The sequence below is a fragment of the Streptomyces sp. NPDC001832 genome (assembly GCF_040297265.1).
In the GTDB taxonomy this organism is placed as follows: domain Bacteria; phylum Actinomycetota; class Actinomycetes; order Streptomycetales; family Streptomycetaceae; genus Streptomyces.
The window spans coordinates 1-25,868 of record NZ_JBEOYU010000058.1; the positions used below are offsets into that span (position 1 = coordinate 1).

22 protein-coding genes and 1 pseudogene are annotated in these 25,868 nt (G+C 68.1%); 5 read left to right on the forward strand and 18 right to left on the reverse strand.

What is annotated here, in order from left to right:
* Positions 1-290 precede the first annotated feature (290 nt).
* Positions 291-1,136 (forward strand): MIP/aquaporin family protein, encoded by an 846-nt coding sequence (locus ABT115_RS28435; protein WP_351795600.1) that lies wholly within the window; start codon positions 291-293, stop codon positions 1,134-1,136.
* Between the two features lie 184 nt (positions 1,137-1,320).
* On the opposite strand, the gene hypE is transcribed toward ABT115_RS28435, so the two are convergent.
* From hypE to ABT115_RS28505, 15 genes are all read right to left on the reverse strand, one after another.
* The gene (gene hypE, locus ABT115_RS28440; protein ID WP_351795659.1) at positions 1,321-2,334 is read right to left on the reverse strand and encodes a hydrogenase expression/formation protein HypE; all 1,014 of its coding nucleotides are present in this window, start codon (positions 2,332-2,334) and stop codon (positions 1,321-1,323) included.
* A gap of 100 nt (positions 2,335-2,434) precedes the next feature.
* Positions 2,435-3,562 (reverse strand): hydrogenase formation protein HypD, encoded by a 1,128-nt coding sequence (gene hypD, locus ABT115_RS28445; protein ID WP_351795603.1) that lies wholly within the window; start codon positions 3,560-3,562, stop codon positions 2,435-2,437.
* A complete protein-coding gene (locus tag ABT115_RS28450) occupies positions 3,559-3,879 on the reverse strand; it encodes a HypC/HybG/HupF family hydrogenase formation chaperone (RefSeq protein WP_351795605.1) in 321 nt (106 codons plus the stop codon). Before ABT115_RS28450 ends, hypD begins: the two co-directional genes overlap by 4 nt.
* Positions 3,880-3,932: 53 nt before the next feature.
* On the reverse strand, positions 3,933-6,344 hold the full coding sequence (gene hypF / locus ABT115_RS28455) for a carbamoyltransferase HypF (protein ID WP_351795662.1): 2,412 nt from the start codon (positions 6,342-6,344) through the stop codon (positions 3,933-3,935).
* Between the two features lie 23 nt (positions 6,345-6,367).
* Complete coding sequence (hypB, locus tag ABT115_RS28460; protein WP_351795607.1) at positions 6,368-7,189, reverse strand: hydrogenase nickel incorporation protein HypB; 822 nt, start codon at positions 7,187-7,189, stop codon at positions 6,368-6,370.
* A gap of 3 nt (positions 7,190-7,192) precedes the next feature.
* A complete protein-coding gene (gene hypA, locus ABT115_RS28465) occupies positions 7,193-7,585 on the reverse strand; it encodes a hydrogenase maturation nickel metallochaperone HypA (protein WP_351795610.1) in 393 nt (130 codons plus the stop codon).
* Positions 7,586-7,706: 121 nt separating this feature from the next.
* Positions 7,707-7,811: a DUF6893 family small protein gene (locus tag ABT115_RS30970; protein WP_502969182.1), complete on the reverse strand. Its 105-nt coding sequence runs from the start codon at positions 7,809-7,811 to the stop codon at positions 7,707-7,709.
* Between the two features lie 16 nt (positions 7,812-7,827).
* On the reverse strand, positions 7,828-8,376 hold the full coding sequence (locus ABT115_RS28470) for a hydrogenase maturation protease (RefSeq protein ID WP_351795612.1): 549 nt from the start codon (positions 8,374-8,376) through the stop codon (positions 7,828-7,830).
* A complete protein-coding gene (locus ABT115_RS28475) occupies positions 8,373-9,821 on the reverse strand; it encodes a hypothetical protein (protein ID WP_351795615.1) in 1,449 nt (482 codons plus the stop codon). The genes ABT115_RS28470 and ABT115_RS28475 overlap by 4 nt, the downstream gene beginning before the upstream one ends.
* Positions 9,818-10,519 carry a DUF6084 family protein gene (locus ABT115_RS28480; RefSeq protein WP_351795618.1) on the reverse strand — a complete coding sequence of 234 codons (702 nt, stop codon included), beginning with the start codon at positions 10,517-10,519 and terminating at the stop codon, positions 9,818-9,820. The genes ABT115_RS28475 and ABT115_RS28480 overlap by 4 nt, the downstream gene beginning before the upstream one ends.
* Positions 10,516-11,136: a DUF5947 family protein gene (locus tag ABT115_RS28485; protein WP_351795665.1), complete on the reverse strand. Its 621-nt coding sequence runs from the start codon at positions 11,134-11,136 to the stop codon at positions 10,516-10,518. Before ABT115_RS28485 ends, ABT115_RS28480 begins: the two co-directional genes overlap by 4 nt.
* A gap of 44 nt (positions 11,137-11,180) precedes the next feature.
* Positions 11,181-11,771: a NifU-related iron-sulfur-binding protein gene (locus ABT115_RS28490; protein WP_351795620.1), complete on the reverse strand. Its 591-nt coding sequence runs from the start codon at positions 11,769-11,771 to the stop codon at positions 11,181-11,183.
* The gene (locus ABT115_RS28495; protein ID WP_351795623.1) at positions 11,768-13,552 is read right to left on the reverse strand and encodes a nickel-dependent hydrogenase large subunit; all 1,785 of its coding nucleotides are present in this window, start codon (positions 13,550-13,552) and stop codon (positions 11,768-11,770) included. Before ABT115_RS28495 ends, ABT115_RS28490 begins: the two co-directional genes overlap by 4 nt.
* A gap of 86 nt (positions 13,553-13,638) precedes the next feature.
* On the reverse strand, positions 13,639-14,718 hold the full coding sequence (locus ABT115_RS28500) for an NADH-quinone oxidoreductase subunit B family protein (RefSeq protein ID WP_351795625.1): 1,080 nt from the start codon (positions 14,716-14,718) through the stop codon (positions 13,639-13,641).
* 48 nt (positions 14,719-14,766) lie between these two features.
* Entirely contained in the window at positions 14,767-16,581 is a 1,815-nt protein-coding gene (locus ABT115_RS28505; protein ID WP_351795628.1) for a hydrogenase maturation protein, read from the reverse strand.
* Between the two features lie 673 nt (positions 16,582-17,254).
* Here ABT115_RS28505 and ABT115_RS28510 point away from each other — a divergent pair.
* Positions 17,255-19,165, forward strand: a pseudogene (locus ABT115_RS28510) (transglycosylase domain-containing protein); the annotation flags it as partial.
* A gap of 44 nt (positions 19,166-19,209) precedes the next feature.
* Positions 19,210-20,466 carry a polysaccharide deacetylase family protein gene (locus ABT115_RS28515; protein ID WP_351795630.1) on the forward strand — a complete coding sequence of 419 codons (1,257 nt, stop codon included), beginning with the start codon at positions 19,210-19,212 and terminating at the stop codon, positions 20,464-20,466.
* 114 nt (positions 20,467-20,580) lie between these two features.
* Here the strand turns inward: ABT115_RS28515 and ABT115_RS28520 are convergent, their stop codons facing one another.
* Genes ABT115_RS28520 through ABT115_RS28530 form a run of 3 tightly spaced genes read right to left on the reverse strand, consistent with a single transcriptional unit; the run spans position 20,581 to position 23,339 of the window.
* The gene (locus ABT115_RS28520) at positions 20,581-21,618 is read right to left on the reverse strand and encodes an ABC transporter substrate-binding protein (protein WP_351795632.1); all 1,038 of its coding nucleotides are present in this window, start codon (positions 21,616-21,618) and stop codon (positions 20,581-20,583) included.
* Positions 21,619-21,670: 52 nt separating this feature from the next.
* Positions 21,671-22,534, reverse strand: a complete 864-nt coding sequence (locus ABT115_RS28525) for an ABC transporter permease (protein ID WP_351795635.1) — start codon at positions 22,532-22,534, stop codon at positions 21,671-21,673.
* Entirely contained in the window at positions 22,524-23,339 is an 816-nt protein-coding gene (locus tag ABT115_RS28530) for an ABC transporter ATP-binding protein (protein ID WP_351795638.1), read from the reverse strand. The genes ABT115_RS28525 and ABT115_RS28530 overlap by 11 nt, the downstream gene beginning before the upstream one ends.
* A 218-nt stretch (positions 23,340-23,557) precedes the next feature.
* Here ABT115_RS28530 and ABT115_RS28535 point away from each other — a divergent pair, with 218 nt between their 5' ends.
* Positions 23,558-25,156 (forward strand): ATP-binding protein, encoded by a 1,599-nt coding sequence (locus ABT115_RS28535; RefSeq protein ID WP_351795641.1) that lies wholly within the window; start codon positions 23,558-23,560, stop codon positions 25,154-25,156.
* A complete protein-coding gene (locus tag ABT115_RS28540; RefSeq protein WP_351795644.1) occupies positions 25,153-25,851 on the forward strand; it encodes a response regulator in 699 nt (232 codons plus the stop codon). The genes ABT115_RS28535 and ABT115_RS28540 overlap by 4 nt, the downstream gene beginning before the upstream one ends.
* The last annotated feature ends 17 nt before the right edge of the window (positions 25,852-25,868 follow it).

Below are 25,868 nucleotides of genomic sequence, written 5' to 3' on the forward strand. Positions count from 1 at the left end.
CTCAACACTTCGAGCATCACAGGCGGCCGCGCCTGCTGTCCGGCGCATGACGAACCCCGACAAGACATGATCTTGCCGGGGTTAAACGTCAAGCTAAGGGCCGTCCCGTAATCCGTGGTGGATCAGCGCGCGGCGTCAGATGCGGTGCATCGCAAGGCGGAGGGAAGCCCGGCGCCGTCGGCAGGGATTCGGCCAGCAAATGCGGATCAAATTCTCTGCGGCTACGCTCAGATGTGGATCTATGCCCATGCCGCCAAAGGTCGTGATTACTCGACAGGAAGCGAGATCCCATGGAGCGGCTCAAGACGTCGGGAATCGTCGGGGAACTCTCGGCGGAGTTCCTCGGCACGATGGTGCTCATCCTCTTCGGCTGTGGTGTCGTGGCCCAAGTCGTAGCCGGCGGAGCACTCACCGACCCGGCGGGAGGCCTCGGGAATCACGACAGCATCGCCTGGGCATGGGGCCTCGGAGTCACTCTGGGTGTCTACGTGGCGGGCAGGCTGAGCGGAGCGCACCTCAATCCCGCTGTGACTCTTTCACTCGCCGCCTTCAAGGATTTCCCCTGGAACAAAGTGGCCCCCTACGCACTCGCGCAGCTCGCAGGAGCCTTCTTCGGTGCCCTGGTGGTGCGTTGGAATTACACCGAGGCCCTGGCGAGGGCGGACCCGGGGCACACGATCAAGACGCAAACCGTTTTCTCGACGCTGCCCGCCAACGGGAACCCCGCGCTTCCGGTGAGCGAATGGGGGGCGCTACGGGACCAGGTCATCGGAACAGCCATTCTCGTGCTGCTCATCTTCGCAGTCACAGACCTTCTCAATACGCCACCGGGTGCCAATCTCGGCCCGTTCGTCGTGGGCCTCATCGTCGTGGCCATCGGTATGGCGTGGGGCACCAACGCCGGGTATGCAATCAATCCGGCGCGTGACTTCGGGCCCCGGCTCGCGAGTTTCCTCACCGGGTACGGAGGAGCGTGGCGGGACCAGTATGGGAATCTCTACTACTGGGTGCCGATCGTTGGCCCGCTCGTAGGTGGACTGGTCGGCGCGTTCCTCTACAAGACCCTCATCGGCCAATTCCTGCCCACTGCGGAGCCGGAGCCGGAGGGCAGCATCCCTCTGCCGGCAGAGTTGTGACGCCCGGTTCCTTCGCCGGGCGCGGGCTCAGGAGAGGCAGCATGCGCAGGGTGACGGCCTGCCATTCGAAATGGCCGGTTCGGTGCGATGCCTGCCGGTGCTGCCGGACCCGCACGAGGAGACCCGTCCCGGCCCTGTGCCGGAACGGGTCTCTCGCTCTGCGGCCAGAGCCCCGCGCGGGCCGTCAGCAGATCCGCGGCAACTGCTCCCCGACCGGCAGGTCGACCACCCGTGTACCGCCGAGCCCGGTGCGGGCCACCACCATGCCGGGGTGGGCGTCCACCACCTCACCGATCACCGCCGCGTCCCGGCCCAGGGGGTGTGCACGCATCGCGTCCAGAACCGCATCGGCGTGTTCACGCGGTACGAACGCCACCAGTTTCCCCTCATTGGCGACGTACATCGGGTCAAGCCCCAGGACGGCGCAGGCATTGGCCACCGGCGGAGGGACAGGAACGCGTCGCTCCTGGATCACGACGCCGGTGCCCGACGCCTCTGCGATCTCGTGGAGGGATGCGGCGAGCCCCCCGCGGGTGGGGTCGCGCAGTACGTGCAGGTCCGGGGTGACCGCGAGCATGGCCTGCACGAGTCCTCCCAGAGCCGCGCAGTCGCTCTCGATCTCGACCCCGAACTCCAGGCCTTCGCGCACGCTCATGATGGCCACGCCATGGACACCGATCGCCCCACTGACGATCACGACGTCACCCGGGACGACACGCTGCGGAGTCAGATCGATGCCGGCCGGGATGAGGCCGATGCCGGCGGTGTTGATGAAGATGCCGTCTCCGTGCCCGGCTTCGACCACCTTGGTGTCCCCCGTCGCCACCTCGACGCCCGCGTTTCGCGCGGCGGCGCCGAAGGCGTCGGCCACGCGCGCGACGACGGAGAGCTCGACGCCCTCTTCCAGGATGAATCCGCAGGACAGATAAGCGGCACGCGCACCGCTCATGGCCAGGTCGTTGACGGTGCCGTTGACCGCGAGGTCGCCAATGCTGCCACCGGGGAAGAACAGCGGCCGCACCACGAAGGAGTCGGTGGAGAAGGCCAGTCGGGCGCCGCCCAGCGAAACGGATGCCGAATCACCCATCTGCGCGAGCGCCTCGCCTCCGAAGGCGGGGGCGAAGATGTGCCGGACCAGTTCGGCGGAGAGCGCGCCGCCACCGCCGTGGCCCATCACGATACGCGGGTGATCCCGCAGCGGGGCGGGGCACGTCCATGCCGTGGGATCGAGCGGCGGGGCACCGGAGGCAGGCGCTGCCGAATGGGTTGTGCCACCGCGCGTGGGGGTCTCGACGGTCTCATCCAACGGAACTCGCCTCCACAGGCGCGGTCTTCTTCATGTCCAGTCGCCGGTAGAGGTAGTAAGCGGCGCAGGCGCCCTCGCTGGAGACCATGGTGGCTCCGAGCGGGGTGCGAAGAGTGCAGGTGGTACCGAATGCCTCGCATTCGTGGGGCTTCAGCAAGCCCTGCAGGACCTCTCCGCTGCGGCACTGAGCGGGTTCACAGGTATCGATACCAGTCACCGAGAAGCGGTATTCGGCGTCGTAGTCCCGATAGCGCGGGGCGAGCCGCCAGCCGCTGCCGGGGATGACGCCGATGCCGCGCCAAGCCCGGTCGGTCACCTCGAAGACGTCCTCCAGCATGGCCAGAGCGGCAGGGTTTCCCTCGGGACGCACCGCGCGCGGGTAGGCATTGTCCACCGTGTGTTCACCGCGTTCCAGCTGCGCCACGGTCCGGCGCACGCCTTCCAGGATGTCCAGCGGTTCGAATCCGGTCACCACGATCGGGACGCCGAACCGCTCGGCCAGCTCGGGATACTCGCCCACGCCCATCACGCTGCATACATGGCCTGCGGCGAGGAATGCCTGCACCCGGCAGTTCGGCGACTGCATGATCGCCTCGATCGCCGGCGGCACCCGGACGTGGGACACCAGCAGACTGAAGTTGCGGATACCGAGCCGACGCGCCTGATAGACCGTCATCGCGTTAGGAGGCGCGGTGGTTTCGAAGCCGATTCCGAAGAAGACGACCTCCCGCTCCGGGTTCTGCTGGGCGATCTTCAGCGCGTCGAGCGGGGAGTAGACGACGCGTACGTCGCCGCCCTCGCTTCGGACCCGGAACAGGTCCCGGCCGGTGCCGGGGACGCGGAGCATGTCGCCGAAGGAACAGAAGATCACCTCCGGGCGGGAAGCGATCTCCAGCGCCTTGTCGATGACTTCCAGAGGGGTGACACATACCGGGCAGCCCGGTCCATGGATCAGTTCCACCTGGTCCGGCAGCAGTTGATCGATGCCGTGCCGGATGATGGTGTGGGTCTGCCCACCGCAGACCTCCATCAGCGCCCACGGCCTGGTCACGGTGGAGCGGATCTCGTCGAGCAGCCGCTGGGCCAGTCGAGGGTCTTGGAATTCGTCGATGTACTTCACTGCTGCGCCTCCTGCGGTGCTTCACCGACGCCGGGCAGCGGCAGTCCGCCCGCCTCTGCGGCCATTTCCCACGGGTCGCCGAACTCTTCTTGAAGCAGTCCGAGTTGGGCGAACAGCTCCAGCGTCTGCCGGGCCGACTCCTCGTCCAGTTTCTGCAGGGCGAACCCGACGTGGACAATGGCGTAGTCGCCGACCTGAAGGTCCGGCAGATACTCCAGACATGCTTCCTTGACCACTCCGCCGAAATCGACGGTGGCCATGCGTGTGCCGTCCCGTTCCTCGATTTCCAGTACTCTGCCGGGCACCGCCAGGCACATGGCTTCTCCTTGCTGTGATTGATCCGCCTGCCCGGTCCAGCCGGGACACGCCGTCAGTGGGTGACTGCACTCCCCCGCGCCGCGCCGCCGCGGCTGCCCAGTGTTCGGACGGCGCGGGTTCGGGCAGCGATCACCGCCTGCCCCAGTGCCAGCCCCCCGTCGTTCGGGGGAATCTGGTGGTGCCGCAGGACGGTGAAGTCGATTTCGCGAAGCATCCGGGCGCAGGACGAGGAGAGCCGGGTGTTGGCGAACACTCCGCCGGTCAGGACCACGGTGTCCAGACCGTGCTGCTCACGCGCCAGGACGCAGGTTCTGCGGACGAGGGCGGCGACCGACTCGTGGAAGCGTGCCGCGATGACTCCCGGCGCATTACCCGCGCGCACGTCCTCGACCACCGCCGACAGTACGGGCGCAGCATCGGCGATCAGTGCGCTCCCGCTGTCCGGTGCGGCAGGGCGCAGCGCAAAGCCGTATCCCGCGCAGTCGTCCTCGGCCGCCTGGAGCGCGGCGGTTTCAAGTTGGACGGCGGCCTGGGCCTCGTATCCGGCCCGGTGACAGATGCCGGTGAGGGAGGCGACGGCGTCGAACAGCCGGCCCATGCTGGAGGTGGGTGCGCAGTTGAGATTCTGCTCCAGCTGCCGGAAAAGCACGCTCAGTTCATCGGGCGGGCAGGCCGCCACGCACGGCAGGTCCTGCGCCCAGCCGATTCCTGCCGTGTGCAGGTGTGCCAGGGCCATGCGGTAGGGACGCCGTACGGCGGCGTCGCCGCCCGGCAGAGGGACGTACGCGAGATGCCCGAACCGGTGGTATCCGTCGTAGTCCGCGAGAAGGATCTCTCCGCCCCACACGGCTCCGTCGTCGCCGTAGCCGGTGCCGTCGAACGCGACGCCGATCACCCGCCGGCTGCCGTCCAGGCCGTGTTCGGCCATTGTGGAGGCGATGTGTGCGTGATGGTGCTGCACGCGTACGACGTGCCGTTCGCCGGCCAGACGGCGTGTCAACTTACCCGAGCGGTATCCGGGATGTCTGTCGACGGCCAGGACCTCGGGTCGCACCCCGGTGATGGTCTCCAGTTGCTGTCCGGCGTGCTCGAAAGCTTGCTGTGTGGCGAGGTCGTCCATGTCACCGATGTGGGCGGACAGCCATGCTCTGCGCCCCTCCGCCAGGCACAGGGTGTTCTTCAGGTCGCCGCCCGCGGCGAGGATCGCCGGTACCGGGAGCGGCAGTTCGACGGGCCGGGGGGCGTAACCGCGTGAGCGGCGTACGGTCAGCAGTTCCCCGTCACAGACGCGTACGACGGAGTCGTCGCACGGTACATGGATCGGCCGGTCGTGGGTCAGCCAGGCGTCTGCCAGGCGGGCGAGCCGGGCCAGCGCTTCGGCGTCGTCCGTGACGATCGGCTCGCCGGCCACGTTGCCACTTGTCATGACGAGAAGGCGCGGCCCGGCCGGGTCGCCGGGCAGGCCGAGGAGCAGGTGGTGCAGGGGGGTGTAGGCAAGCATGACGCCGAGGTCGGGGCTGCCCGGGGCCACGTTGTCCGACGGGGCCGGGGCGCCCGGCCCGGGGACGGCGCGGCTGCGGCGCCTCAAAAGGACGATCGGCCGGACCACATCTGTGAGCAGGGCCCGCTCCTTTGGGCCGGCATGGACGAGGTGTTCGATGTCGCTGATTTCGCGGGCCATCAGGGCGAACGGCTTGTCGCCACGGGCCTTGCGGCGGCGAAGCGCGGCCACGGCCCGGGCGTTGGTCGCGTCGCACGCGAGGTGGTATCCGCCGAGCCCCTTGACGGCGAGGATCGCGCCGCCGGCCAGGAGTCTGCGGGCCTCGGCGACCGGGTTCGTTGTGGTAACGCGTCGCGGGGCCTTGTTCGGGTCCGGGTGAGCCGCCAGCAGATCGAGGCGGGGGCCGCATCGGTGGCAGGCGACCGGCTGGGCATGGAAGCGGCGGTCTGCGGGGTCTGCGTACTCGCGGGCGCAGTCGTGGCACATGGGGAAGCGGGCCATGGTCGTGTTCGCGCGGTCGTACGGCAGATCCGTGACGATGGTGAACCGCGGCCCGCAGTTGGTGCAGGTGATGAACGGGTGCCGGTGGCGCCGGTCCGCGGGGTCGGCCAGCTCGGCAAGGCAGTCGGCGCAGGTGGCCACGTCCGGGGGGACCAGAGTGCGGGAAGGTCCACCGGTCCGGGAGGCGACGATGGTGAATCCGGCACCGCCCGCGGCGGGGACTTCCCTGTGCTCGACGGAATCGAGGACGGCCATGGGCGGTGCGTCCGTGGCGATCCCTTCGCAGAACAGGGCCACGGCAGCCGGTGAGCCCTCGACTTCCGCGACGACGCCCTCGGGGGTGTTGGTGACGTGTCCCGCCAGGCCCATCGCGAGGGCGCGTGTGTACAAGTAGGGCCGGAACCCGACGCCTTGGACGACGCCCCGGACGGTGACGCGGCGACGCTGCGTCGGCTCGTCCATGGCCGGGCCGGACCGTTGCGTCGTCACGCGCGGGTCTGCGCCATGGCGCCGGACGCCTCCGTCGCAGCGCCCGGCTCGCCCCGGCCGGCATGCGTGTGGGGGTGGGCGTGGGAAGCCTCGCCGGGCTCGGCGTGTGCATGGGTGTGCGTGGAGTGGTGCTGCTGGGCCATGACAGGCCGATGCACCGGGGCGCCGTTCGCGGCGTTCAGCGCCCGTTCGAGGAGTGCCCCGACGCCGTCACCACGCCGGGCAGAGGTGAGGAGCACCTCCACACCGGGATTGACCTGCTCGACGTGGGCGCGGAACGCATCCTCATCGAAGGCCGCAGCCTCGGCGATGTCCGTCTTGGTGACGAGCACCAGATGCGCCAGCCCGAAGGCGGTGGGGTACTTCAGCGGCTTGTCCTCGCCCTCGGTGACAGAGGCGAGGACGACCCTCAGAGTTTCGCCGAGATCGTACGAGGCCGGGCAGACCAGGTTGCCGACGTTCTCTACGAAGAGGAGCCGGGTGTCCTCGGGCAGCCACCCGTCGAGGTGCCCGCCCAGCATGTGGGCCTCCAGGTGACAGAGTCCGTCGGTGAGCACCTGCTTGACCGGGGCTCCGGAGCGGGCCAGGCGCATGGCGTCGTTCTCGGTGGCCAGGTCGGCGGTCAGCGCCGCAACGGGGACGCCCGTCTCACGGGCCAGGACCAGTTCGCGTTCGAGCAGGGCCGTCTTCCCGCTGCCCGGGCTGGAAAGCAGATTGACGACCGCGGTGCCGCGGGCGGCAAGTTCGGTGCGCAGGCGATGCGCTGTCGTGTCGTTCTTCGCGAGTACCGCCTGCTGCAGATCGACCACACGGCACATGGTTCAGCGCTCCTCGGAAATCGTTTCACGGATACGTCTCTGCGCAGGTCCTTCGTCCCAGTGGACGTCGGCGATCTGCAGTTCGCGGCCCGAAAGCAGCTCCGCGGTTGCCTCGCCGCACGAGGGGCAGCACAGCTGCGGTGGCATTCCGACCGCCCATTCGTCCGTACAGGGCGCGCAGCGTGCTCGCGCCTGTACGGCGTCGACCACGAGTTCCGCGCCTTCCAGCACGGTCCCGGCGCAGGCCAGTTCAAAACAGAAGGACAGTGCGTCCGGGACCACTCCGGCCAGCTCGCCGACCTGGAGCCGGACGGATGTGACGGCGATGGCGCCGTCGGCGAGGGCTGCTTCTTCCACCTGGCTGACCACGGCCATGGCGATGGACATCTCGTGCATGGGTCTCCGTCCTGCCCGCGTCATTACACCGGGGAGTCGCAGCCGCGGCCGGGCTGGCTCGCCGAGGCCGGACGGTACGTACGTCGTTCGGTGCAGCCCGTGACCTGCGGATGCGCTGCCGTCACATCATCCGGATGCGCAGGTAGCGTTTGATGTCGGGCATGATCTGTGCCACGAGCGCGGCAACGGCGGCAGCGACCGCGCCGCCGATGATGATCTTCTTCATCACGTTGTTCGTCTCCTCAGTTGATGACCGGGTCCGCCGCCGACTGTGCGGTGGGCGCGGTCCGTTGGTCGTCCCGCACAAGACGCAGGACCATGTTCACGGCCTCCGGTACGGCAGCGGCCACGGGATCGCTCAGACCGATGCCTTCCTCGACGCAGGCGGGTTCGCATCCGACGACAAGCGTGCGTCCCGGCGGGGTGCAGCTCGTTCCGGCACACAGGGTTTCCAGCAGGGTCAGGACCGCGTCGGGGGACATCCGGTGGCCGTCGAGCAGAGCTTCCTGCGGCTCGATCCGGCCTGCCCGGTCGGCCTCGATCAGATACAGCGTTCCCGGATCACCACCGCGTTCGGTGGCATCGATCAGGACCAACGTGTCGTATCCGTCGAGAAGCTGGTACGCGAGGTGGACTCCGCGCACCCCGATGTCCACCGCTTCCACGTGGCTGGGTAAAGCTTTTGACGTTAGTTGCCGTACGGTCTCGACACCGAAGCCGTCGTCGCCGAGGAAGATGTTCCCGACGCCCGCGACGAGAGTCGTCGTTCTCCGCTCCGGGGGCGCTGTCATGCGTCCTCCAGTGGTGCGACCTCGTCGGGCTGAAAGTACAGGAACCGGCCCTGCTCGCGCCGGATGTCCGCACCCGGATCGCCCTCCACGGTGACGGCCAGGTGAACTGTGCCGTCCACATCGTGGAGTACCGCTTCGACCAGTGCGCTGCGCCCTTGCAGAAAGAGGTCCTGGGCGTCGGTGCGGCGCAGGCCCGGACGCAGGAGCACGCGGCTGCCCGCGCCCACCGACCGGCCGTCCACCAGGATCCGGTCGTGGGCCGGGTCGGCGCCGGCGTCGGCGGCCGGGTCCCACCACGGCTGGTCCGGCCGGATCAGGTCGTACTCGTGGGATCCTTCCGGCACTTGCGGAAGTCCGTCGGACACAACGGTTGCGGGCGCACCCGGCTCGGTGACCTCCCGCAGGGCCCGCACCGCGCCGTGCAGCCGCTCCAGGACCTCGGGCGGCATCGAGTCGGCCAGGTCGATCACGGCGGCCGCCCGGTCGTCCGTCCCGCGCGCCTCGCGCTTCTCCTGGTCCGTCAGGGCACCCGTGCGCAGCGCGAGGATCTCGTCGATCTCCGTGGAGTCGTAGAGCGCTCCGGGGCTCTCCGGGGCGATGGCCGGGTGGTCCTCGAGGATGATCGGGGACGAGAGCACCAGGTCCGCGCGGCCGGGCTCCCCGGCGAGTACGGGCCAGGTGTGCAGATTCCGGCAGTCCGCGACTGCGCCCTTGGCCCACTCGGGAGGGTCCGTCATCGAGAGGAACGAGCCTGCGCTCAGGCCCAGGAGAAGGTGGGCGGCCACCAGTGACCTCGGCAGAGCGGCGTCGCGGTCGGCATCACTGGCATCCGGCGTCCACGTGCTGGTGTTCTCCACGACGGCGGTGAGCCGCATCGCCCGGTACGGGCCGTCGAGTTCGGCAGCGGACAGCCGTACCGCGCCGCTGATCGCCTCGCGGCGGCGCACCAGACGGCCCACGGTCCGGCCGTCCTCGTCGCAGACGGTTTCGGTCTCCTCGCGTGCCGGGCGCGTGAAGGGTACGACGACTCCGTCGCCGGTGAGCTCGGCCACGGTGGCGAGTGCTTCGACTCGTTCCTCCGCACCCTCGTCCCAGGGGACCAGGACCCGGTCGGTGAGGTGGAGTTCGGGAACTGTCTCGAAGGTGCCGTCGTCGCGGAGCTGCTGCACGGTGCGCCGTTGGGCGTGCAGGAACCGCACCTCGGCCGCCAGAGTCGCGTCGGCCCTCGGTTCCATCAGGCACTCGGTGTGCTGGAATTCGTACTCTTCGGCGGCTGCCGCCCAGGCCGGTGGTACCAGCACCCCGAACTGCCAGCGGAGCCGGTTCTTGGCCGCCGAGGCACGGTACGGGTACAGGACGTAGCCCTCGAAGAGGACGGCGTCGGCCACGCCACGGGCGGCGGCGAAACGGGCTTCCAGCGCGGGGGTGAGCGCGGATGCGGTCATTGCGCCGTCCTCTCGGCGAGTCCGGCGAGTCCGGCGTCGGCGAATCCTCGGTCCGGCGGCTGGACGGCCGTGGTCCCGGCTGTGTCGAGAAGCGCCTGGACAGTCGCCTCCCAGGAGGGCAGTGCGTGCCGGGAGCGGAATTCGAGCAGTGCATTCATGGTGCAGCGGGGAAGGCGGATCCAGCCGCAGCCCGGGAAGTGCTGGTCGATCATCTCCTGCCACACCGCCACCGGCATCCGGAAGGGTGCCTCCAGGTCCCAGGGCACCGGCTCGGCCCGGAAGCCGCCGGAACCGGTGAAGGCGGTGCCGGAGAAGAGCATGAGCAGCGGCACCTCACCATCCGTCAGCGTGTTCAAGTACCGTGATGCGGCGATCTCCAGGTCATATGTGCAGGGCACGACGACGTCCGTCTCGGTCGTCCCGGTGAACGCGGGAACCATGACCGGGATCTGGGCGAACTGCACGGGCTGGAGTGCGCTGCCCCACCGTGAGCGCTCTCCGAACAGGTCCGTCAGGCCCTCGGCCTCAGTGGTTCCGTAGCCGCGCCGGGCCGGCTCGATGCGGATCTGGCAGCGCAGCGCGAGTGCGTGCACTCGCGTCTCTTCGGATGCGGTGATGCGGAGCCGGAAGACGAGGGTGGGGCCGGCCGCGTACGGGTCGGCGCGTACGCCGGTGCAGGTGAAGGTGAAGTCCGTCATGGTCGTCGCTCCCCCTCCATTGCCTCGGCCCGGCGTTCCACGTGTGCGAAGAAGGCCTGCAGATCGGCACGGGCCTCGGCTCCGCCGTCGAAGCCCTGCCACAGTCGGCGCATGCGTCCCACCAGCTCGTAGCAGATGTCGATCGGTACCAGATAGCACTCGGCCCGGCCGTCGGTGCGGCGCAACAGCAGTGCTTCCACGTCGGGTTTGAGCAGCTCGGAGAGACGGCTGACGCCGAGAACCGTCTGCCAGGTCGACGGATCGAGTTCGCATTCGGTGGCTCCGGCAGGGCTCGGGTAGAGCGCCACCAGCCGGTCCAGTGCGGTGTTGCGGAAGAAGAACGCGACGCTGACCGGGATCTGCAGGAGTTCCCACGCGCTGTCGTCGATACGGTGGTCGTGGTCGGACAGGTAGCGGTCCGGCACGCTCAGGAACCGGCCGTGGGCGGCGCCGGGCCGCTCGAACAGCAGGGCGCAGGGGGTGCAGGCGCACGCCAGCGAACGCTGCTCGGTGTCCACCAGATGCCGGTGATTCCCCTCAGTCACCGGCACTCCGCAGAGTTCGCACCGCTCCTGCCGGGGCGCGCGCGGTGCCGCGAACCGCCGCAGCGTGTGCATGCCCGAGGCGGGCGCGGGCCGCCCGGCCCACGTCACGGGCGCGCTCACGGTGTCCTGGCCGGGGCCGGTCCGGCGGTTGCCGCGGCCTGCGGCGGACGGGTTGCGATCTGGAGGAGTGCCGGCTCCTGAGTGGCGGAGGGGGGCTCCATCTCCACCGTGGTCACCTCCGGCGCGAAGCAGGCCAGGGCGTTCTCGACGGACTGCTGCGCAGGCGATGCGCCGCCGCAGCCGCATCCGCCCGTGCCGGCGGTCCGCAGTGTCAGGGTGCCCGTGCCCTCGTCGAAGGTCACCACCTCGACAGGATCGCGGACCGCCGCGAGGGCCCGCCCGATCCGCGTGCCGGTGTCCTCGGGGTGCAGGTCGTGCAGGACCAGCAGGCTCGACACAAGGTCGTCGCCCAGGAGTTCGTCCAGCGTGTCACCGGTTTCCCGGTCCGGGGCGGACTGGAGCCCGTCAAGAATCCGGGCCAGCCCGGCGCCGTAGAAGTCCATCAGGACCCGCACCAGTTCCTCGGCCGCTGCGGAGGCCTCGCGGTCACCGGCCGCCGTCAGCTGCTCAAACACCTCTTCGATGCGATGTCCGGCCTGCTCCGCGTCGAGCACCTTCGCTGCCGCGGTATGTGTTGTCGCGCTCATCCGCCCAGTCCGCTCAGCCCGGTGGGCACGTGCATCTTCTGCACGGTCCTGCCCCCGCCGACGTACATGTGGACGCCGCACGGGAGACAGGGGTCGAAGCTGCGCACGGTGCGCATGATGTCGATGCCCTTGAAGTTCTCCGGCGGGTTCTCCTCGAAGATCGGCGTGTTCTGCACGGCGTCCTCGTAGGGACCGGGAGTTCCGTAGCTGTCCCTGGTACTGGCGTTCCACGGCGTCGGAGGGTAGGGGTGATAGTTGGCGATCTTGCCGTCCCTGATCACCATGTGGTGCGACAGCACACCGCGTACGGCCTCGCTGAATCCGACACCGATGCTCTCGTCGGGGACGTCGAACTTCTCCCAGGTCTGCGTACGTCCGGCGCGGACCTCCTCAAGCCCCTTCTCGGCGCAGTGCAGCGCGATCGCGGCCGCGTACGCCTGGAAGTAGGTGCGGGCGCGGTTGCGCTCCAGTGCGTTGCTCCACTTCGGGATCTTCCACTCGAAGGTGGTCTCGGGCTTGGTCATCGTGCGCGGCAGGTTGATGAGGACGCTGTGGCCGGTGGCCTTGACGTAGCCGACGTCGACGAGCCCGGAGAGCGCGGTGGACCACAGACGGGCGATGGGGCCGCCGCCGGTGTCCAGGGGCAGGTGGTCCTTGCCGTCGAACCAGCGCGGCGACATCACCCAGCTGTACTTGTCGTCGAAATTCCGCTTCTGCGGCGCGGGGATCGTGTGCTGGTTCCACGGGTGGCGGGGGTCGACCGGGTTGCCGAGCGGGTCATGGGTGACGAACTGCTCCTTGCCTTCCCAGTCGTCGTAGTACGAACTGCCCAGCAGGATCCGGATGCCGAGGTTGATCTCGGTCAGGTCATTGGTGACCAGCTTGCCGTCCACGATCACACCGGGGGTGACGAACATCTTCCGTCCCCAGTCGCTCATGTTGGCGTATGTGAAGTCGCAGTGCTCGGGGTCGTTGAGCGCTCCCCAGCAGCCGAGCAGCACCCGGCGGCGGCCGACCTCTTCGTACCCGGGCAGGGCCTCGTAGAAGAAGTCGAACAGGTCGTCGTGCAGGGGCACGACCCGCTTCATGAACTCCACGTAGCGCATGAGACGGCTGAGGTAGTCCGTGAAGAGCTGGACGGAGGCGACCGTGCCCACACCGCCCGGATAGAGCGTGGAGGGGTGCACATGGCGCCCCTCCATCAGGCAGAACATCTCCCGCGTGTAGCGGCTCACCTGGAGGGCCTCGCGGTAGAACTCGCCCTCGATGGGGTTGAGCGACCGCATGATGTCGGCGATCGTGCGGTATCCGTGCTCCCCGGCGTGCGGCGCTTCGGTGCGCTCGGCGAGTTCCAGGACTCCGGGATTGGTCTCGCGGACCATCTTTTCGCAGTAGTCGACCCCGACCAGGTTCTCCTGGAAGATGTTGTGGTCGAACATGTACTCCGCGGACTCGCCGAGGTTGATGATCCACTCACCGAGGTGCGGTGGCTTCACGCCGTACGCCATGTTCTGCGTGTACACGGAACACGTGGCGTGGTTGTCGCCGCAGATCCCGCAGATGCGGCTGGTGATGAAGTGGGCGTCCCGGGGGTCCTTGCCCCGCATGAAAACGCTGTAGCCGCGGAAGACCGAAGAGGTGCTGTAGCACTCCGCGACCCGCTTCTGCTTGAAGTCGATCTTCGTGTGGATGCCGAGACTGCCCACGATCCGGGTGATCGGATCCCAGGCCATCTCCACCAGGCCGCTGCCGTCGCCGGCTGCCTTCGTTGTCGGTGCCATCGTGTCTGCCGTAGCCCTTCTGAGAAGCGGGAGGTGGGGTCGTCACCAAGAGAAGGTGTGGGGTGCCGTCGGTGTCCTCGGCGTGCTCACCACGGGGGCCGGTAGCCGGTGGTCAGCCGGCTCCTCTTGTGCCGCCACTTCGGCTCCTTGTCCACGGTCTTCGCCGTGATCGCCCGGAGCCTGCGGACAGCCGTCCCGTACGCACCGCTGGCGGTGGTGGAGACCTTGGCGCCCGGTGGTTGTTCCATGAACGGCATGAACTTGTCGGGAAAGCCCGGCATGGTGCAGGCGATACAGATGCCGCCGACGTTCGGGCAGCCTCCGATGCCGTTCATCCAACCGCGTTTGGGTACGTTGCACTTGACGACGGGGCCCCAGCAGCCGAGCTTGACCGAGCACTTGGGCGAGTCGTAGGTCTCGGCGAAATCGCCCTGTTCGTAGTAGCCGCCCCGGTCGCACCCCTCGTGCACGGTGGCACCGAACAGCCAGGTCGGACGGAGCTTGTCGTCCAACGGGATCATCGGAGCGGATCCCGCCGCCTGGTACAGCAGGTACGTCAGGGTCTCCGAGAAGTTGTCCGGCTGGATCGGGCAGCCGGGCACGCACACGATCGGGATTCCGGCCTTCGACTTCCAGTCCCAGCCGAGATAGTCGGGCAGGCCCATGGCTCCGGTCGGGTTACCGGCCATCGCGTGAATACCGCCGTACGTGGCGCAGGTGCCGATGGCGACGACCGCCAGGGCCTTGGGCGCCAGCCGGTCGATCCATTCGCTGGTGGTCATCGGCTGGCCGGTCTCCGGGTTGTCTCCGAAGCCGCACCAGTACCCCTCCGGCTTGATCGTCTCGTTCGGGATGGAACCCTCGACGACCAGGACGAAGGGGTCGATCTCGCCGCGCTCACCCTTGAAGAACCACTCGATGAACGTGTCCGCACCCCCCACCGGACCGCTGTCGAAGTCGATCAGCGGCCAGTGGACCTCGATCTTGGGCAGACCGGGCAGCGCACCGACCACGATCTCTTCGATGCTCGGCTGCATCGCGGCAGTCAGGGATACCGAGTCGCCGTCACAGCTCAGCCCCGCGTTGATCCAGAGGATGTGGATCGGGGACTCTTCTCCGGTGTCCGCAGCAGGTGCGTCCACGGTGTTCGTCGTTGCTGCATCCATGAGGATGCCTCCCTGGAAAGAGACATACGAGGGCCGACATATCGACCTTCACTGTTCTTGGTACCAAGCGCTCGGTGCGGCTGCCTCATGGTGCGCCGCCAGTCCGGTGACGTCGGGCTCCCTGGCGGGCCGGTCCCCCGCAGATCTGCCGGTCGAGCCCGCGGCTGGGTGCGACGGCCGGACAGGCTGGGGATCCTTGAGCACGAACGCACGCCGCAGTGCGTGGTAGGACGAGCCCGGGTCGAAGAAGGTCCGCCGCATCACGGCCAGTTCCTCCGCCCGGTAGTCGGCCAAGGGTCTGTCGGCCTCGTCCCGGTCCCGTTCGGACTTCTTCGCGGCGATCCGCGACAGTGCCGCGGGCGACGCGGCGAGACGGGCCGCCAGCCGGGCGGCCTCGCCCGCGAACGACTGCGCATCGCAGTCGACCGTCCGGTCGACCAGGCCGAGTCGCACCGCGGCCTCGGCGCTCACCGGCAACGCCTTGCCGGTGAGGCGTTCCGCGGCGGCGGCTCCCACCCTGCGCGGCAGCGTGTACGTCCAGTACTCGGAGCCGTACAGCCCCATCAGGCGGTAGTGCGGGTTCAGCACCGCCCCCGACCTGCACCAGACCTCGTCCGCAGCCAGGGCGAGCATCACCCCGCCCGCGGCCGCATTGCCACCCAAGGCGGAGACCACCAGCCGGTCGGTCGTGGTCAGCACGGCCTCAACGAGGTCGTCCATGGCGTTGATGTTGGCCCAGGACTCCTCGCCGGGGTCGGCGGCGGCCTCGATGACATTGAGGTGGATGCCGTTGGAGAAGAAGTCCCGGCCACCTCCCAGTACCAGCACCGAGGTGGGCCGTCGGCAGGCCAACAGGTAGGCGTCGTGCAGACGTCGGCACTGCGCCGTGCTCATCGCACCGCCGGGGAAGGAGAACGAGAGGAATCCGGCCTGCCCCACCTCCCGGTAGCTGATGTCGCTCCAGCCACGCAGGCGCCCTTCCTCGTACAGCGGCGCGGGATGCTCAGGCAGTGCGGGAAGACGACCGGCGAGCGCCGTCACGGCGGGCAGTTTGAACGTGGCGGGTCCTCCCGGCCTGCGGCGGGGACGAAGCTCGGGAATCCAGACCGCGCCGTCGGTCGTCGCCCGGCAGATCGCCCCTGCCCGTACGGCCACCAGCTCGCCCGGGCCGCCTCGTAATTCGTGCTCCGGGTGCCCTCCGTGCAGAAACCATTCGCCCCCGAGCAGTTCGTCGCGCACGCCGGGGTACGAGTCGGCGGCCCGCAGCTTGCGCAGGACCGTTTCCGTGGAGTCCGACTCCCAGTCGATGCGACGGTGCTCCTGACGCAGGTACGGCCGCGTGCGGATGCGCGACTCCTGGTCCCCACCGGTCTGCGGACGAGGAACGTACGTACCGGACGAGAAGCGTTCGACGGCGAGGTGCACGGCCTGCAACGCGGCGTCGGAGACCTCGTTGCGGTACAGGTCGCTCTTGCCCACCGGGGGCACCGGGAAGGTGGCCGATGCCCAGATGTCGCCGGCATCCATCTCCTCGTCGGCCTGCAGAACCGTCACGCCCCATGTGTCCACGCCTTCGTGGATGGCCCAGTCGAGGGAGGACGGCCCGCGGTCACCCGGCGGGCCGGGGTGGACGACCAGGCAGGTGTGCGCCGCCCAGACATCCCGAGGGATGGCGGTCTTCAGCAACGGGGCCAGAATGAGGTCGGGCGCGAAGTCGCGCACAGCCCGCCGCAGCGACTCGTCGCGCGCGGGCCTGTCCCGCAGTGCGAGTTCCACCGCCACGGCGTGGCCGCGGTCCCTCAATTCGGCGTGCACACGCTGAGTGAGGCTGTTGAACGCGCTCGCCACGAGCAGGATGTGCACAACGGTCTCCCAGATCTCCCGAGGCCTCGGTCGTGCCGGTCCGGACGGATTCGGACAATGCGATGGTCGGACACCGCCCGCGAGTCATCACCGGCAACCGGCCGCGAAGTCACCCGAAAGCGAACGTCTCGGCGACCACTCAGAGGACCCCTGTCGCGAGCCCCGCCCGTTCCCGGACCAGCCGCGCTTCCACCTGGGGCAGCCCGATCCGCAGGGCACGAGTCGCCCCGCAGCCTGATACGACGTTGTCGGCCATTGATGTAGAGGCGTGATGAGCCGAGATTTCGGCTGATGGGTGATGCGGCAGGCCATCGGACTGACGGGCGACAGCAAGCGCACCGGAAGGGGCGGTACGGGCCGGGGCCCGCACCACCTCCTTTTTTGTCTTCTGCTGCAACCCGCTGTGCGTCCCACCGCACTGGAAGGGTGGGACGGTCCGCACCCGCGGACCCAGCGAGGGGCCCCGACGATGCGGGATGACGTGTCGCGGCGGACGAGCAATGACCACTACATGTGTACGGGCACGGTCGTAGTCTGCGGCCGACCCGGCCTGTCACGGCTGGACGGAATGACACAGCACAACATATTCAGCAGAGCGATGCATGCCGCTCGGGGCGCGTTGGGACTCGGAACGGGAAGCCACACAAAAGCAAAGCGGCCGCGCCTGCCAGGCAGGCCGGACTACCCGCGAACGGGTCGGCGCGGGTGGCGAAGGTGGGTGCCCTCGTGGCGGCTTGCGCTGGGCTCGCTTCTGATGTTCACCGCAACGCTCGCGACAGTGGTGGGGATCGCCTACGCGCGTACGGACATCCCCAAGGACCTCAACGCATTCGCCACGCAGCAGGACACCGTCTACTACTGGGCGGACGGCACTCCCATGGCCCGTACAGGCTGGGTCAGCCGCCAGGAAATGCCCCTGTCGAAGATTCCCGACGATGTCCGATGGGCCGTACTGGCGGCCGAGAACGCCGACTTCTACTCGGACCACGGCATATCGGCGCAGGGGATCACACGCGCGCTGTGGCGCACGGTCGGCGACGGAGACATCCAGGGCGGATCGACCATCACCCAGCAGTATGTCAAGAACGTCTACCTCTCGCAGGAACAGTCCTTCTCACGCAAGTTCACCGAGATGCTGCTCGCGGTCAAACTCGACCGTCATGTGAGCAAGGACAAGATCCTTGAGGAGTATCTGAACACCAGTTGGTTCGGCCGTGGCACATACGGCCTCCAGCGCGCGGCCCAGGCCTACTACGGCAAGGAGGTCACCCAACTCAACGCCAGCGAGGGCGCGTTCCTCGCGTCCCTGCTCAAGGGGGCCTCGCTCTACGATCCTGCCATCAACGTCCGCAACCGTGAGCGCGCCGTCGAACGGTGGGAGTGGACGCTGGACCGCATGGTGTCGATCGGCAAACTGAGCCCAGCCGAGCGCGCCCGGTACACCACCTTTCCCGAGCCGAACCCCCCTCACAGGCCGAACAACACGGGCGGGCAGGACGGCTACCTCGTCCAGCTCGCCGAGACGTACGCCAAACGTGCCGGACACATCTCCGACGCACGCTTCGACCTCGGCGGCTACCAGATCTACACGACGTTCGAGAAGCCGCGGATGACCGCCCTCACCCGGGCCGTGAAGGATGCGCGCGACACGCTCGATCCCGAGCAGCGCAAGGCCGACCGCCATGTCCGGTTCGGTGCCGCGTCCGTTGCCCCGGACGGCCGGATCCTCGCCGTGTACGGCGGACCGGACTTCGAGCGGCAGGCCTTCAACGAATCCAACGCGGGCACCGTCCCCGCCGGTTCGGCGTTCACACCGTTTGTCTACGCCGCCGGCCTGGAGCACGGCATCTCACGCAAGCGCAACGGCCCCCGGACCACCGTCACGCCCTCGACCGTGTACGAGGGTGACGACGACATTCCGATCATGACATTCGAAGGCCCCTACTGGGACCGCAACGGCAAGATGGTCAAGGGCCAGAACGACGGCAACCGCTCCTACGGCCGCATCAGCCTGCACGACGCCATGGCGAAGGCCGTGAACTCCCCGTTTCTCCAACTCGGTATGGATACGGGACTGAAGCAGGTCCGCAGTACGGCCGAGGCGTCCGGGCTGCTCCCGTCCAGCTTCGGTCCACCCGTTCCCGCGTTCTCGATGGGCAACTCCACACCGAGCGCCATCCGCATGGCCGACGCGTACGGCATGTTCGCGGCCCACGGCATGCACACCGATCCGTACTCGGTACGAAAAATCACGCGCAACGGCGAGCCGGTCCGGCTGAATCTGCCGCAGACGAAGCGGGCCGTGCGGTCCGCCGTCGCCGACGAGGTCACCGCATCGCTCACACGGCCCGAATGGGTGGGCGGCGCCTCGGTCGCCACCAAGGCCGGAACCACCGAGGACGACACCGCGCGCTGGTACACCGGCTACAACCGGGACGCGTCCACGTCCGTTGTCGTGTACCGCATGGACCTGACGAAAAGCCTGGCACCACTGCCGCTGAAGGGGCTCGGCGGCGACTCGGCGACCAGCAAGAAGCTCTCGTCCCAAATCTGGAAGACATACACGGAAGCCGTGACAAAGTGACAGATACCAAAGCAAAAGCTTCCGTTCGCCGAATACGGGCCCGCTTGACACCCCGTATCGCCCTGGGGCTCGCGGCATGTGTCGTCGCGTCGGGTTCCGCGATACTCATCCCGCTGGCGTCCGACGATTCCTCGGACGACTGGGCTCCTCAGCAGGGCACGAGCACCGTCGCCGCACCTACGCCCACCGCCCGGGAGCATCGCGGGGGTGACAGAAAGAAGACGGAAGAGGAGGAGTGGGACGGAAAGGTCAAGATTCTGGGAGACGGTTCCACGTCCTACACCAGGCCGCAGCCCGGCCAGCCGAAGGCCGAGCGGCTCAAGCCGGGTGAGAAGCCGCCCCAGTTCGTGGTGTTCTCGTGGGACGGTGCGCTCGAGGGCGACAATCACACGTTCTCCCGCTTCCGCCGTGCGGCGAAGGAGAGCAATGCGCACATGACGTTCTTCCTCACCGGTATCTACCTGCTCCCGAAGGAGAAGAGGAACCTCTACGAGCCGCCCCAGCACAAGCGCGGAGCGGCCGCGATCTCGTACCCGACGCGCGAACACATCCGCATGACGCTGGAACAGCTCGGCGACGCCTGGCGAGAGGGCAACGAGATCGGGTCACACTTCAACGGCCACTTCTGCGACAAGAAGGGCGGTGGGGACTGGAGTACGGACGAGTGGATCGGCGAGATCAACCAGTTCTACTCCTTCGTACAGAACTGGAAGACGAACACAGGCTTCAAGGACCTCGATCCGCTTCCCTTCGATCCCACCCGCGAGGTCGTCGGCGGACGGGCCCCCTGTCTCGAAGGCCAGAAGACGCTTCTGCCGGCGACCAAGCCCTTCGGCTGGCGATACGACGCGAGTTCCCCGGGAGACTTCCAGATCTGGCCGTCCAAGAAGAACGGCATCTGGGACTTCCCGCTGCAGATGCTGCCGTTCCCCGGCAAGGACTTCCAGGTGCTGTCCATGGACTTCAACTTCCTTTACAACCAGTCGGAAGGCAACACCGAGGGAGACCCCGCTCAGTACCAGAAGTGGCGCAAGGAGGCACGGGACGCCTACGTCGCCGGATTCGAGCGGGTGTTCAACGGCAGCCGGGCACCACTGTTCATCGGAAATCACTTCGAGGACTGGAACGGCGGGATCTACATGGATGCCGCTGAGGAAACCATGCGGGAGGTCTGCCCTCGCAAGGAGGTGCGCTGTGTGTCCTTCCGCGAACTGGCCGACTGGCTCGATGCGCAGGACCCCAACGTCCTCGCCCACTGGCGGACACTCGACCCCGCCCAGCCGCCGAACTGGAAGCAGTAGACGGATGAACGCGCACGGCGGAGCTCCGGCCGAACAACTCGCTTGAACGTGACGAGTCGTTCAGAGCCCGGGGCTCCGCGGTCCGGTGTACGCAGGAGTCGTCGGCGCCCTCAGTCAACTAGCCTTCTTGACGAACTCCGTGGTGTACGTCTTGGCGAGGTCCACCTTCGCGTTCTTCAGGTTCGGGTTGAATGCCTTCAGGACCCGCTCGACGGTGGCGGGGCCGTCCGCAGGCATGACGCCGTCTGTGGTGAACATGGGCAGCGTGCTCTCGATCGCCTGTGCGTACAGCGCGGTGCCACCGCCCTGGGCGTAGTCGGCGGGCATCTTCGCGGCGATCTCGTCGGCGCTGTGCGTGGACATCCACTTCAAGGTCTTGACGAAGGCGTTGGCCAGCTTCTGGACGGTGTCCTTGTGGCTGTTGACCCACTCGGTCTGCATATAGAGGCTGGAGGACGGGTAGAGCCCGCCGAGTGCCTGCTTGGAGCCCTCGGGGGTCCGCATGTCGATGAGGATCTTGCCGAGCTTCTTGTCCAGAATGGTGGCAACCGTCGGATCGGTGGTCATACCGCCCTGGATGGAACCCTGCTGAAGGGCGGAGATGAACGTCTGCCCCGCTCCGACCGCCACCGGCGTGAATTCGCTGGTCTTCACATCGTTGCTCACGGCGAGGTACTTCGTGAGGAAGTCGGTCGAGGAGCCGATGCCCGTCACACCGAGCTTCTTGCCCTTGAAGTCCTTCGCCGACCTGACGTCCCCCGCCGCCTCGTTGGAGACGATCTCGACCTCGCCGGGGGCCTGGGAGAACTGGACGACCGACTCGACCTGCTTGCCCTTCACCTGAAGGTCGAGGGTGTGGTCGTAGAAACCCACCGTGCCCTGGACGTCGCCGGAGACCAGTGCCGTCTCGGCCTGGACACCCGCGGGCTCGGTCAGGAGCTGGACCGACACTCCCTCCTCCTTGAAGTAACCGAGCCGCTCGGTCAGCATCGCGGGCAGGTAGATCACCTTGTCCAGGCCCCCGACCATGATCTTGACCTTGTCGTTCTTGCCACCGGAGGCGGAGGTGGAGCCGTCGCCACAGGCGGTCAGGCTGGTCAGGGCGAGTGCACCGGCGAAGGCGACGGCCGAGATCCGGGTGGATGTACGCATCTGATTCACGTCCTTGTGAAGAAACGGTCGGATGTGCGGATGCCGGTGGGCGTCAGCGGGCGGTGTCGGCCTCGGCCGGCTTCCAGCGGAAGAGCCGCTTTTCTAGGAAGGTCAGCAGGCCTTCGGCCAGCAGCGCGACGATCGCGAGGATGACCATCGCGGCGTAGACACCGGCGGCGTTGAACGTGCCCTGGGAGGCGGCGACCAGCAGCCCGAGTCCCTTGGTGGCACCGATGTACTCACCGACGATGGCGCCGATGAGGGCAAAGCCGAAGCTCACGTGCAGGCTGGTGAAGATCCAGGACGTGGCCGAGGGGATGACCACCTGAAGGGTGACCTGGCGGTTGCTGGCGCCCAGGATGCGGGAGTTGGCGACGAGATCGCGGTCGACCTCCCTTGCCCCCTGGAAGGCGTTGAAGAAGACGGGGAAGAACACGAGGACGACCGCGGAGGCGACCTTCGAGGCCGGGCCGAGGCCGAACCAGATGAGGAAGATCGGGGCGAGCACGATGCGCGGCAGGGCGTTGAGCACCTTGATGTACGGGCCGAGGACATCGGCGGCGAAGCGGACTCGGCCCAGCGCGATTCCGAGCAGCACACCGGCGATCACACCTATGACCCAGCCGAGCAGCGCTTCGTAGAGCGTGTACCAGATCTGTTCCCACAGGGAGCCCTGTGCGGTGCCGTCGACGACCCAGGTGCGGATCTGGTCCCAGATCTTCGACGGCATGGAGAAGTTGAACGGGTCGATGACCGACGTACGGGCCAGCCACTCCCACAGCCCGATGACCGCGAAGAGAACCGCGATCCGGCTCCCGAGCACCAGGTACTTCCGGTTGCGGGCGGCCCGCGTTCTGGCCCGGGTCCGCGCGGTCTTGGTGACGGCGGCGTTCGCGGTGATGGTTTCAGGCGACATCGAGGGCACCCCTCTCGCGGGTGATGCGGACCTCTTCGCCGAGCGAGGACCAGATCTCCCGGTAGATCTCGATGAACCGGGGCTCCAGGCGCACCTGCTCGACCTTGCGGGGGCGGGGGAGATCGACCTCGAAGACCTCCTTGACCGTGGCCGGCCCCGCGGTCATGACCACGACCTTGTCGGCCAGCGCGATGGACTCCTCCAGGTCATGGGTGACGAAGACGACGGAGGCGCCGGTGCCGGCCCACAGCTCCAGCAGTTCGTCCGACATCAGAGCCCTGGTCTGCACATCGAGCGCGGAGAAGGGTTCATCCATGAGCAGGATCTCGGGGTCGTTGACAAAGGTGGCCGCGAGTGCGACCCGCTTGCGCTGGCCGCCGGACAGCTGGTGGGGGTAGCGGTCCTCGAAGGCGGACAGTCCGACCCGGGCGAGCCACTCCCTGGCCCTCTCCTTCGCCTCCGGCTTCGGCACGCCGCGAAAGCGGGGACCTGCCATCACGTTGGACAGCACGGTCCGCCAGGGAAAGACCGCGTCCTGCTGGAAGACGAAGCCGACCTTGCCGCCGATGCCGCGCACCGGCTCGCCGCCCACCAGCACTTCCCCCTCAGTGGGCTCCTCCAGACCGCTGACCAAGGTCAGAGTGGTCGACTTGCCGCATCCCGTGGGGCCCACCACGGCGACGAACTCACCGCGCCCGATCGTGAGGTCCAGATCCCGTACGGCGATGTGGAGCGCCCCCGACGGAGTCCGGAACCCTTTGCTCGCCCCCCGCAGCTCGATGGCGGGGCTCGTTTCGCTGTTCATGGAGCGGGACGCTAAGTGCGGCCCGGGGACTTGGGCACCCTTGCGCTCACAACTCCTGCTTCTGCCCATAACCCGCGGTTCTGCTCATTCTGCTCACGCTGCGGCGACGAATGCGCCACGAGGACTGGTCATCGGCGACGTCGACCTTTACGTTGCGTTCACACAAGGACGAAACGGAGCATCAGGTTCCTGGCCGGCGGAAGGCAGAGAGCGAGCACATGCGGATCCACTGGCCTCGACGTGTCTTCGCCCAGGTGCTCCTCACCCAGGTGGCCATCACCACCGGTGCGATCATGCTCGTGACAGGTCTCTTTCTCGCCCCCCTCAGCCACCAGCTCGACGAACAGGCGATGCACCAGGCGCTGTCCATCGCTCAAACCGCCGCCGCCGATCCCGTTCTGGTGCACAACCTGACCAGTACCGGCCCCAGCCCCACCGGACCGGTACAGGCCGAGGCGGAGCGCATCCGACGGGCGACCGGAGCGCTCTACATCGTGGTCATGGACACCCGCGGGGTGCGCTGGTCGCATACCGACACCGGGCAGATCAGCCGACACGTCTCGACCGATCCCAGCACAGCTCTGGGCGGCAGGGAGGTCATGCAGATCGACAACGGAACGCTGGGCCGCTCGGCACGCGCGAAGGTTCCTCTGCGCGACAGGGACGGGACCATCGTGGGCGCCTTGTCGGTGGGCATCGCCTACGACAGCGTCCATGAGCGGCTGCTCGGCGCCATTCCCGGCCTGCTGCTCTACTCCGGAGCGGCGCTCGCCGCGGGGGTGCTGGCCGCCCTGGCCGTCTCGCGGCGGCTGCAGCGCAGCACCCATGGACTCGCCTTCGCCGACATCTCCGCGTTACTGGACGAGCGCGAGGCCATGCTGCACAGCATTCGCGAGGCCGTTCTCGCCCTCGACGCCCAGGGACGGATCCGGTTGCTCAACGACGAGGCGCAGCGTCTGCTGGAGCTGGACCAGGACGCCGTCGGGCGGGCACTGGGCGAGGTGCTGCCGCCTGGCCGTACGACGGAGGTGCTGGCGGGACGGGTCGACGGCGACAATCTGATCACCGTCTGCAATGGGCGCGTGCTGATCGCCAACCGTATGCCCACCGGTGACGGCGGAGCCGTCGTCACCCTGCGCGACCGTACCGAGCTGGAGCTGCTCGGCCGTGAACTGGACTCCACGCACGGCCTGCTGGATGCGCTGCGCGCCCAGGACCACGAGCACGCCAACCGGCTGCACACCCTGCTCGGGCTGCTGGAACTCGGGAGGCACGATGCCGCGGTGGAGTTCGTCGCGGAAGTGGCCAACGGTCACCGGGCGTCGGCGGAGCAGGTCGCGGAACGCGTCAACGATCCTCTGCTGTCGGCGCTGTTGGTGGGCAAAACGGCCATTGCGGCGGAGCGGGGCGCGTCCTTGCGCATCTCGCCGGCCACCAGGCTCCCGGATGTGGTGGTGGACCCGCGCGATCTGGTGACCGTCCTCGGCAACCTCATCGACAACGCGCTGGACGTCGCCTCGCTCATCGAGGTCGAGCTGCTCGCCGAGGGCACCACCGCGGTCCTGCGGGTCAGCGACAACGGTCCCGGGGTACCGCCCGTCATACGGGAGCAGATCTTCACCGAGGGCTGGTCCACCAAGGAGTCCTCCGCGCACCGCGGACGCGGTCTGGGTCTGGCGCTGGTGCGCCGGCTGGCCGAGCGCTACGGTGGCGCGGCTCGCGTCACGGCCCGGGCCGGCGGTGGCGCGGTCTTCACCGTCGTCCTGCCAGAGGCACTCAGCGTCCGGCCGCTGTCCGAAGTGGGAGAGTTGCGATGATCGATGTCCTGGTGGTGGACGACGACTTCCGCGTTGCCGAGATCAATGCCGCATATGTGGCCAAGGTCCCCGGCTTCCGTGTCATCTCACGCGCGCACACCGCCGCGCAGGCGCTCGCCTTCCTGGAGCGTGACCACGTCGACCTCGTTCTTCTCGATCACTATCTTCCGGATGAGACGGGGCTGACACTGGTACGGCGGCTGCGCCAGCTGGGTCACCCGGCCGATGTGATCATGGTGACCGCGGCCCGTGACGTGTCGACCGTCCAGACCGCCATGCGGTACGGCGCCCTGCAGTACCTGGTCAAGCCGTTCAGCTTCGCCGGTCTGCGGTCCAAACTGGAGAGTTACGCGGCCCTGCGCCGCACCCTCGAAGGCGTGGGAAACGGCCACGGCGAGGCGGGACAGGAGCAGGTCGACCAGATCTTCGGCGCCCTTCGCACCACCGATTCCGGCCCCGCGGCGGCCCTGCCCAAGGGCCACTCCGCACCCACGGCCGACGTCATCCGCCATGTCCTGTCGGCCGCCGACAAGCCACTGTCCGCCCATGAGGTCGCCGCCCGGGCCGGCCTGAGCCGCTCCACCGCCCAGCGATACCTCAAGTACCTGGAGGGCGCGGGCCGCATCAGCCTCAGCCTCAAGTACGGCGACACCGGCCGGCCCGAACACCGTTACGCGTGGGCGAAGGCGAGCTGAGTGGCGTTCGGGGCCGC

Excerpts from the sequence above, each read along its gene's own strand:
- ABT115_RS28435 (WP_351795600.1), top strand. The coding sequence starts at position 291 with ATGGAGCGGCTCAAGACGTCGGGAATCGTCGGGGAACTCTCGGCGGAG.
- ABT115_RS28450 (WP_351795605.1), bottom strand. The coding sequence starts at position 3,879 with ATGTGCCTGGCGGTGCCCGGCAGAGTACTGGAAATCGAGGAACGGGAC.
- hypF (WP_351795662.1), bottom strand. The coding sequence starts at position 6,344 with ATGGACGAGCCGACGCAGCGTCGCCGCGTCACCGTCCGGGGCGTCGTC.
- hypB (WP_351795607.1), bottom strand. The coding sequence starts at position 7,189 with ATGTGCCGTGTGGTCGATCTGCAGCAGGCGGTACTCGCGAAGAACGAC.
- hypA (WP_351795610.1), bottom strand. The coding sequence starts at position 7,585 with ATGCACGAGATGTCCATCGCCATGGCCGTGGTCAGCCAGGTGGAAGAA.
- ABT115_RS30970 (WP_502969182.1), bottom strand. The coding sequence starts at position 7,811 with ATGAAGAAGATCATCATCGGCGGCGCGGTCGCTGCCGCCGTTGCCGCG.
- ABT115_RS28470 (WP_351795612.1), bottom strand. The coding sequence starts at position 8,376 with ATGACAGCGCCCCCGGAGCGGAGAACGACGACTCTCGTCGCGGGCGTC.
- ABT115_RS28475 (WP_351795615.1), bottom strand. The coding sequence starts at position 9,821 with ATGACCGCATCCGCGCTCACCCCCGCGCTGGAAGCCCGTTTCGCCGCC.
- ABT115_RS28480 (WP_351795618.1), bottom strand. The coding sequence starts at position 10,519 with ATGACGGACTTCACCTTCACCTGCACCGGCGTACGCGCCGACCCGTAC.
- ABT115_RS28485 (WP_351795665.1), bottom strand. The coding sequence starts at position 11,136 with ATGCACACGCTGCGGCGGTTCGCGGCACCGCGCGCGCCCCGGCAGGAG.
- ABT115_RS28490 (WP_351795620.1), bottom strand. The coding sequence starts at position 11,771 with ATGAGCGCGACAACACATACCGCGGCAGCGAAGGTGCTCGACGCGGAG.
- ABT115_RS28495 (WP_351795623.1), bottom strand. The coding sequence starts at position 13,552 with ATGGCACCGACAACGAAGGCAGCCGGCGACGGCAGCGGCCTGGTGGAG.
- ABT115_RS28500 (WP_351795625.1), bottom strand. The coding sequence starts at position 14,718 with ATGGATGCAGCAACGACGAACACCGTGGACGCACCTGCTGCGGACACC.
- ABT115_RS28520 (WP_351795632.1), bottom strand. The coding sequence starts at position 21,618 with ATGCGTACATCCACCCGGATCTCGGCCGTCGCCTTCGCCGGTGCACTC.
- ABT115_RS28525 (WP_351795635.1), bottom strand. The coding sequence starts at position 22,534 with ATGTCGCCTGAAACCATCACCGCGAACGCCGCCGTCACCAAGACCGCG.
- ABT115_RS28530 (WP_351795638.1), bottom strand. The coding sequence starts at position 23,339 with ATGAACAGCGAAACGAGCCCCGCCATCGAGCTGCGGGGGGCGAGCAAA.
- ABT115_RS28535 (WP_351795641.1), top strand. The coding sequence starts at position 23,558 with ATGCGGATCCACTGGCCTCGACGTGTCTTCGCCCAGGTGCTCCTCACC.
- ABT115_RS28540 (WP_351795644.1), top strand. The coding sequence starts at position 25,153 with ATGATCGATGTCCTGGTGGTGGACGACGACTTCCGCGTTGCCGAGATC.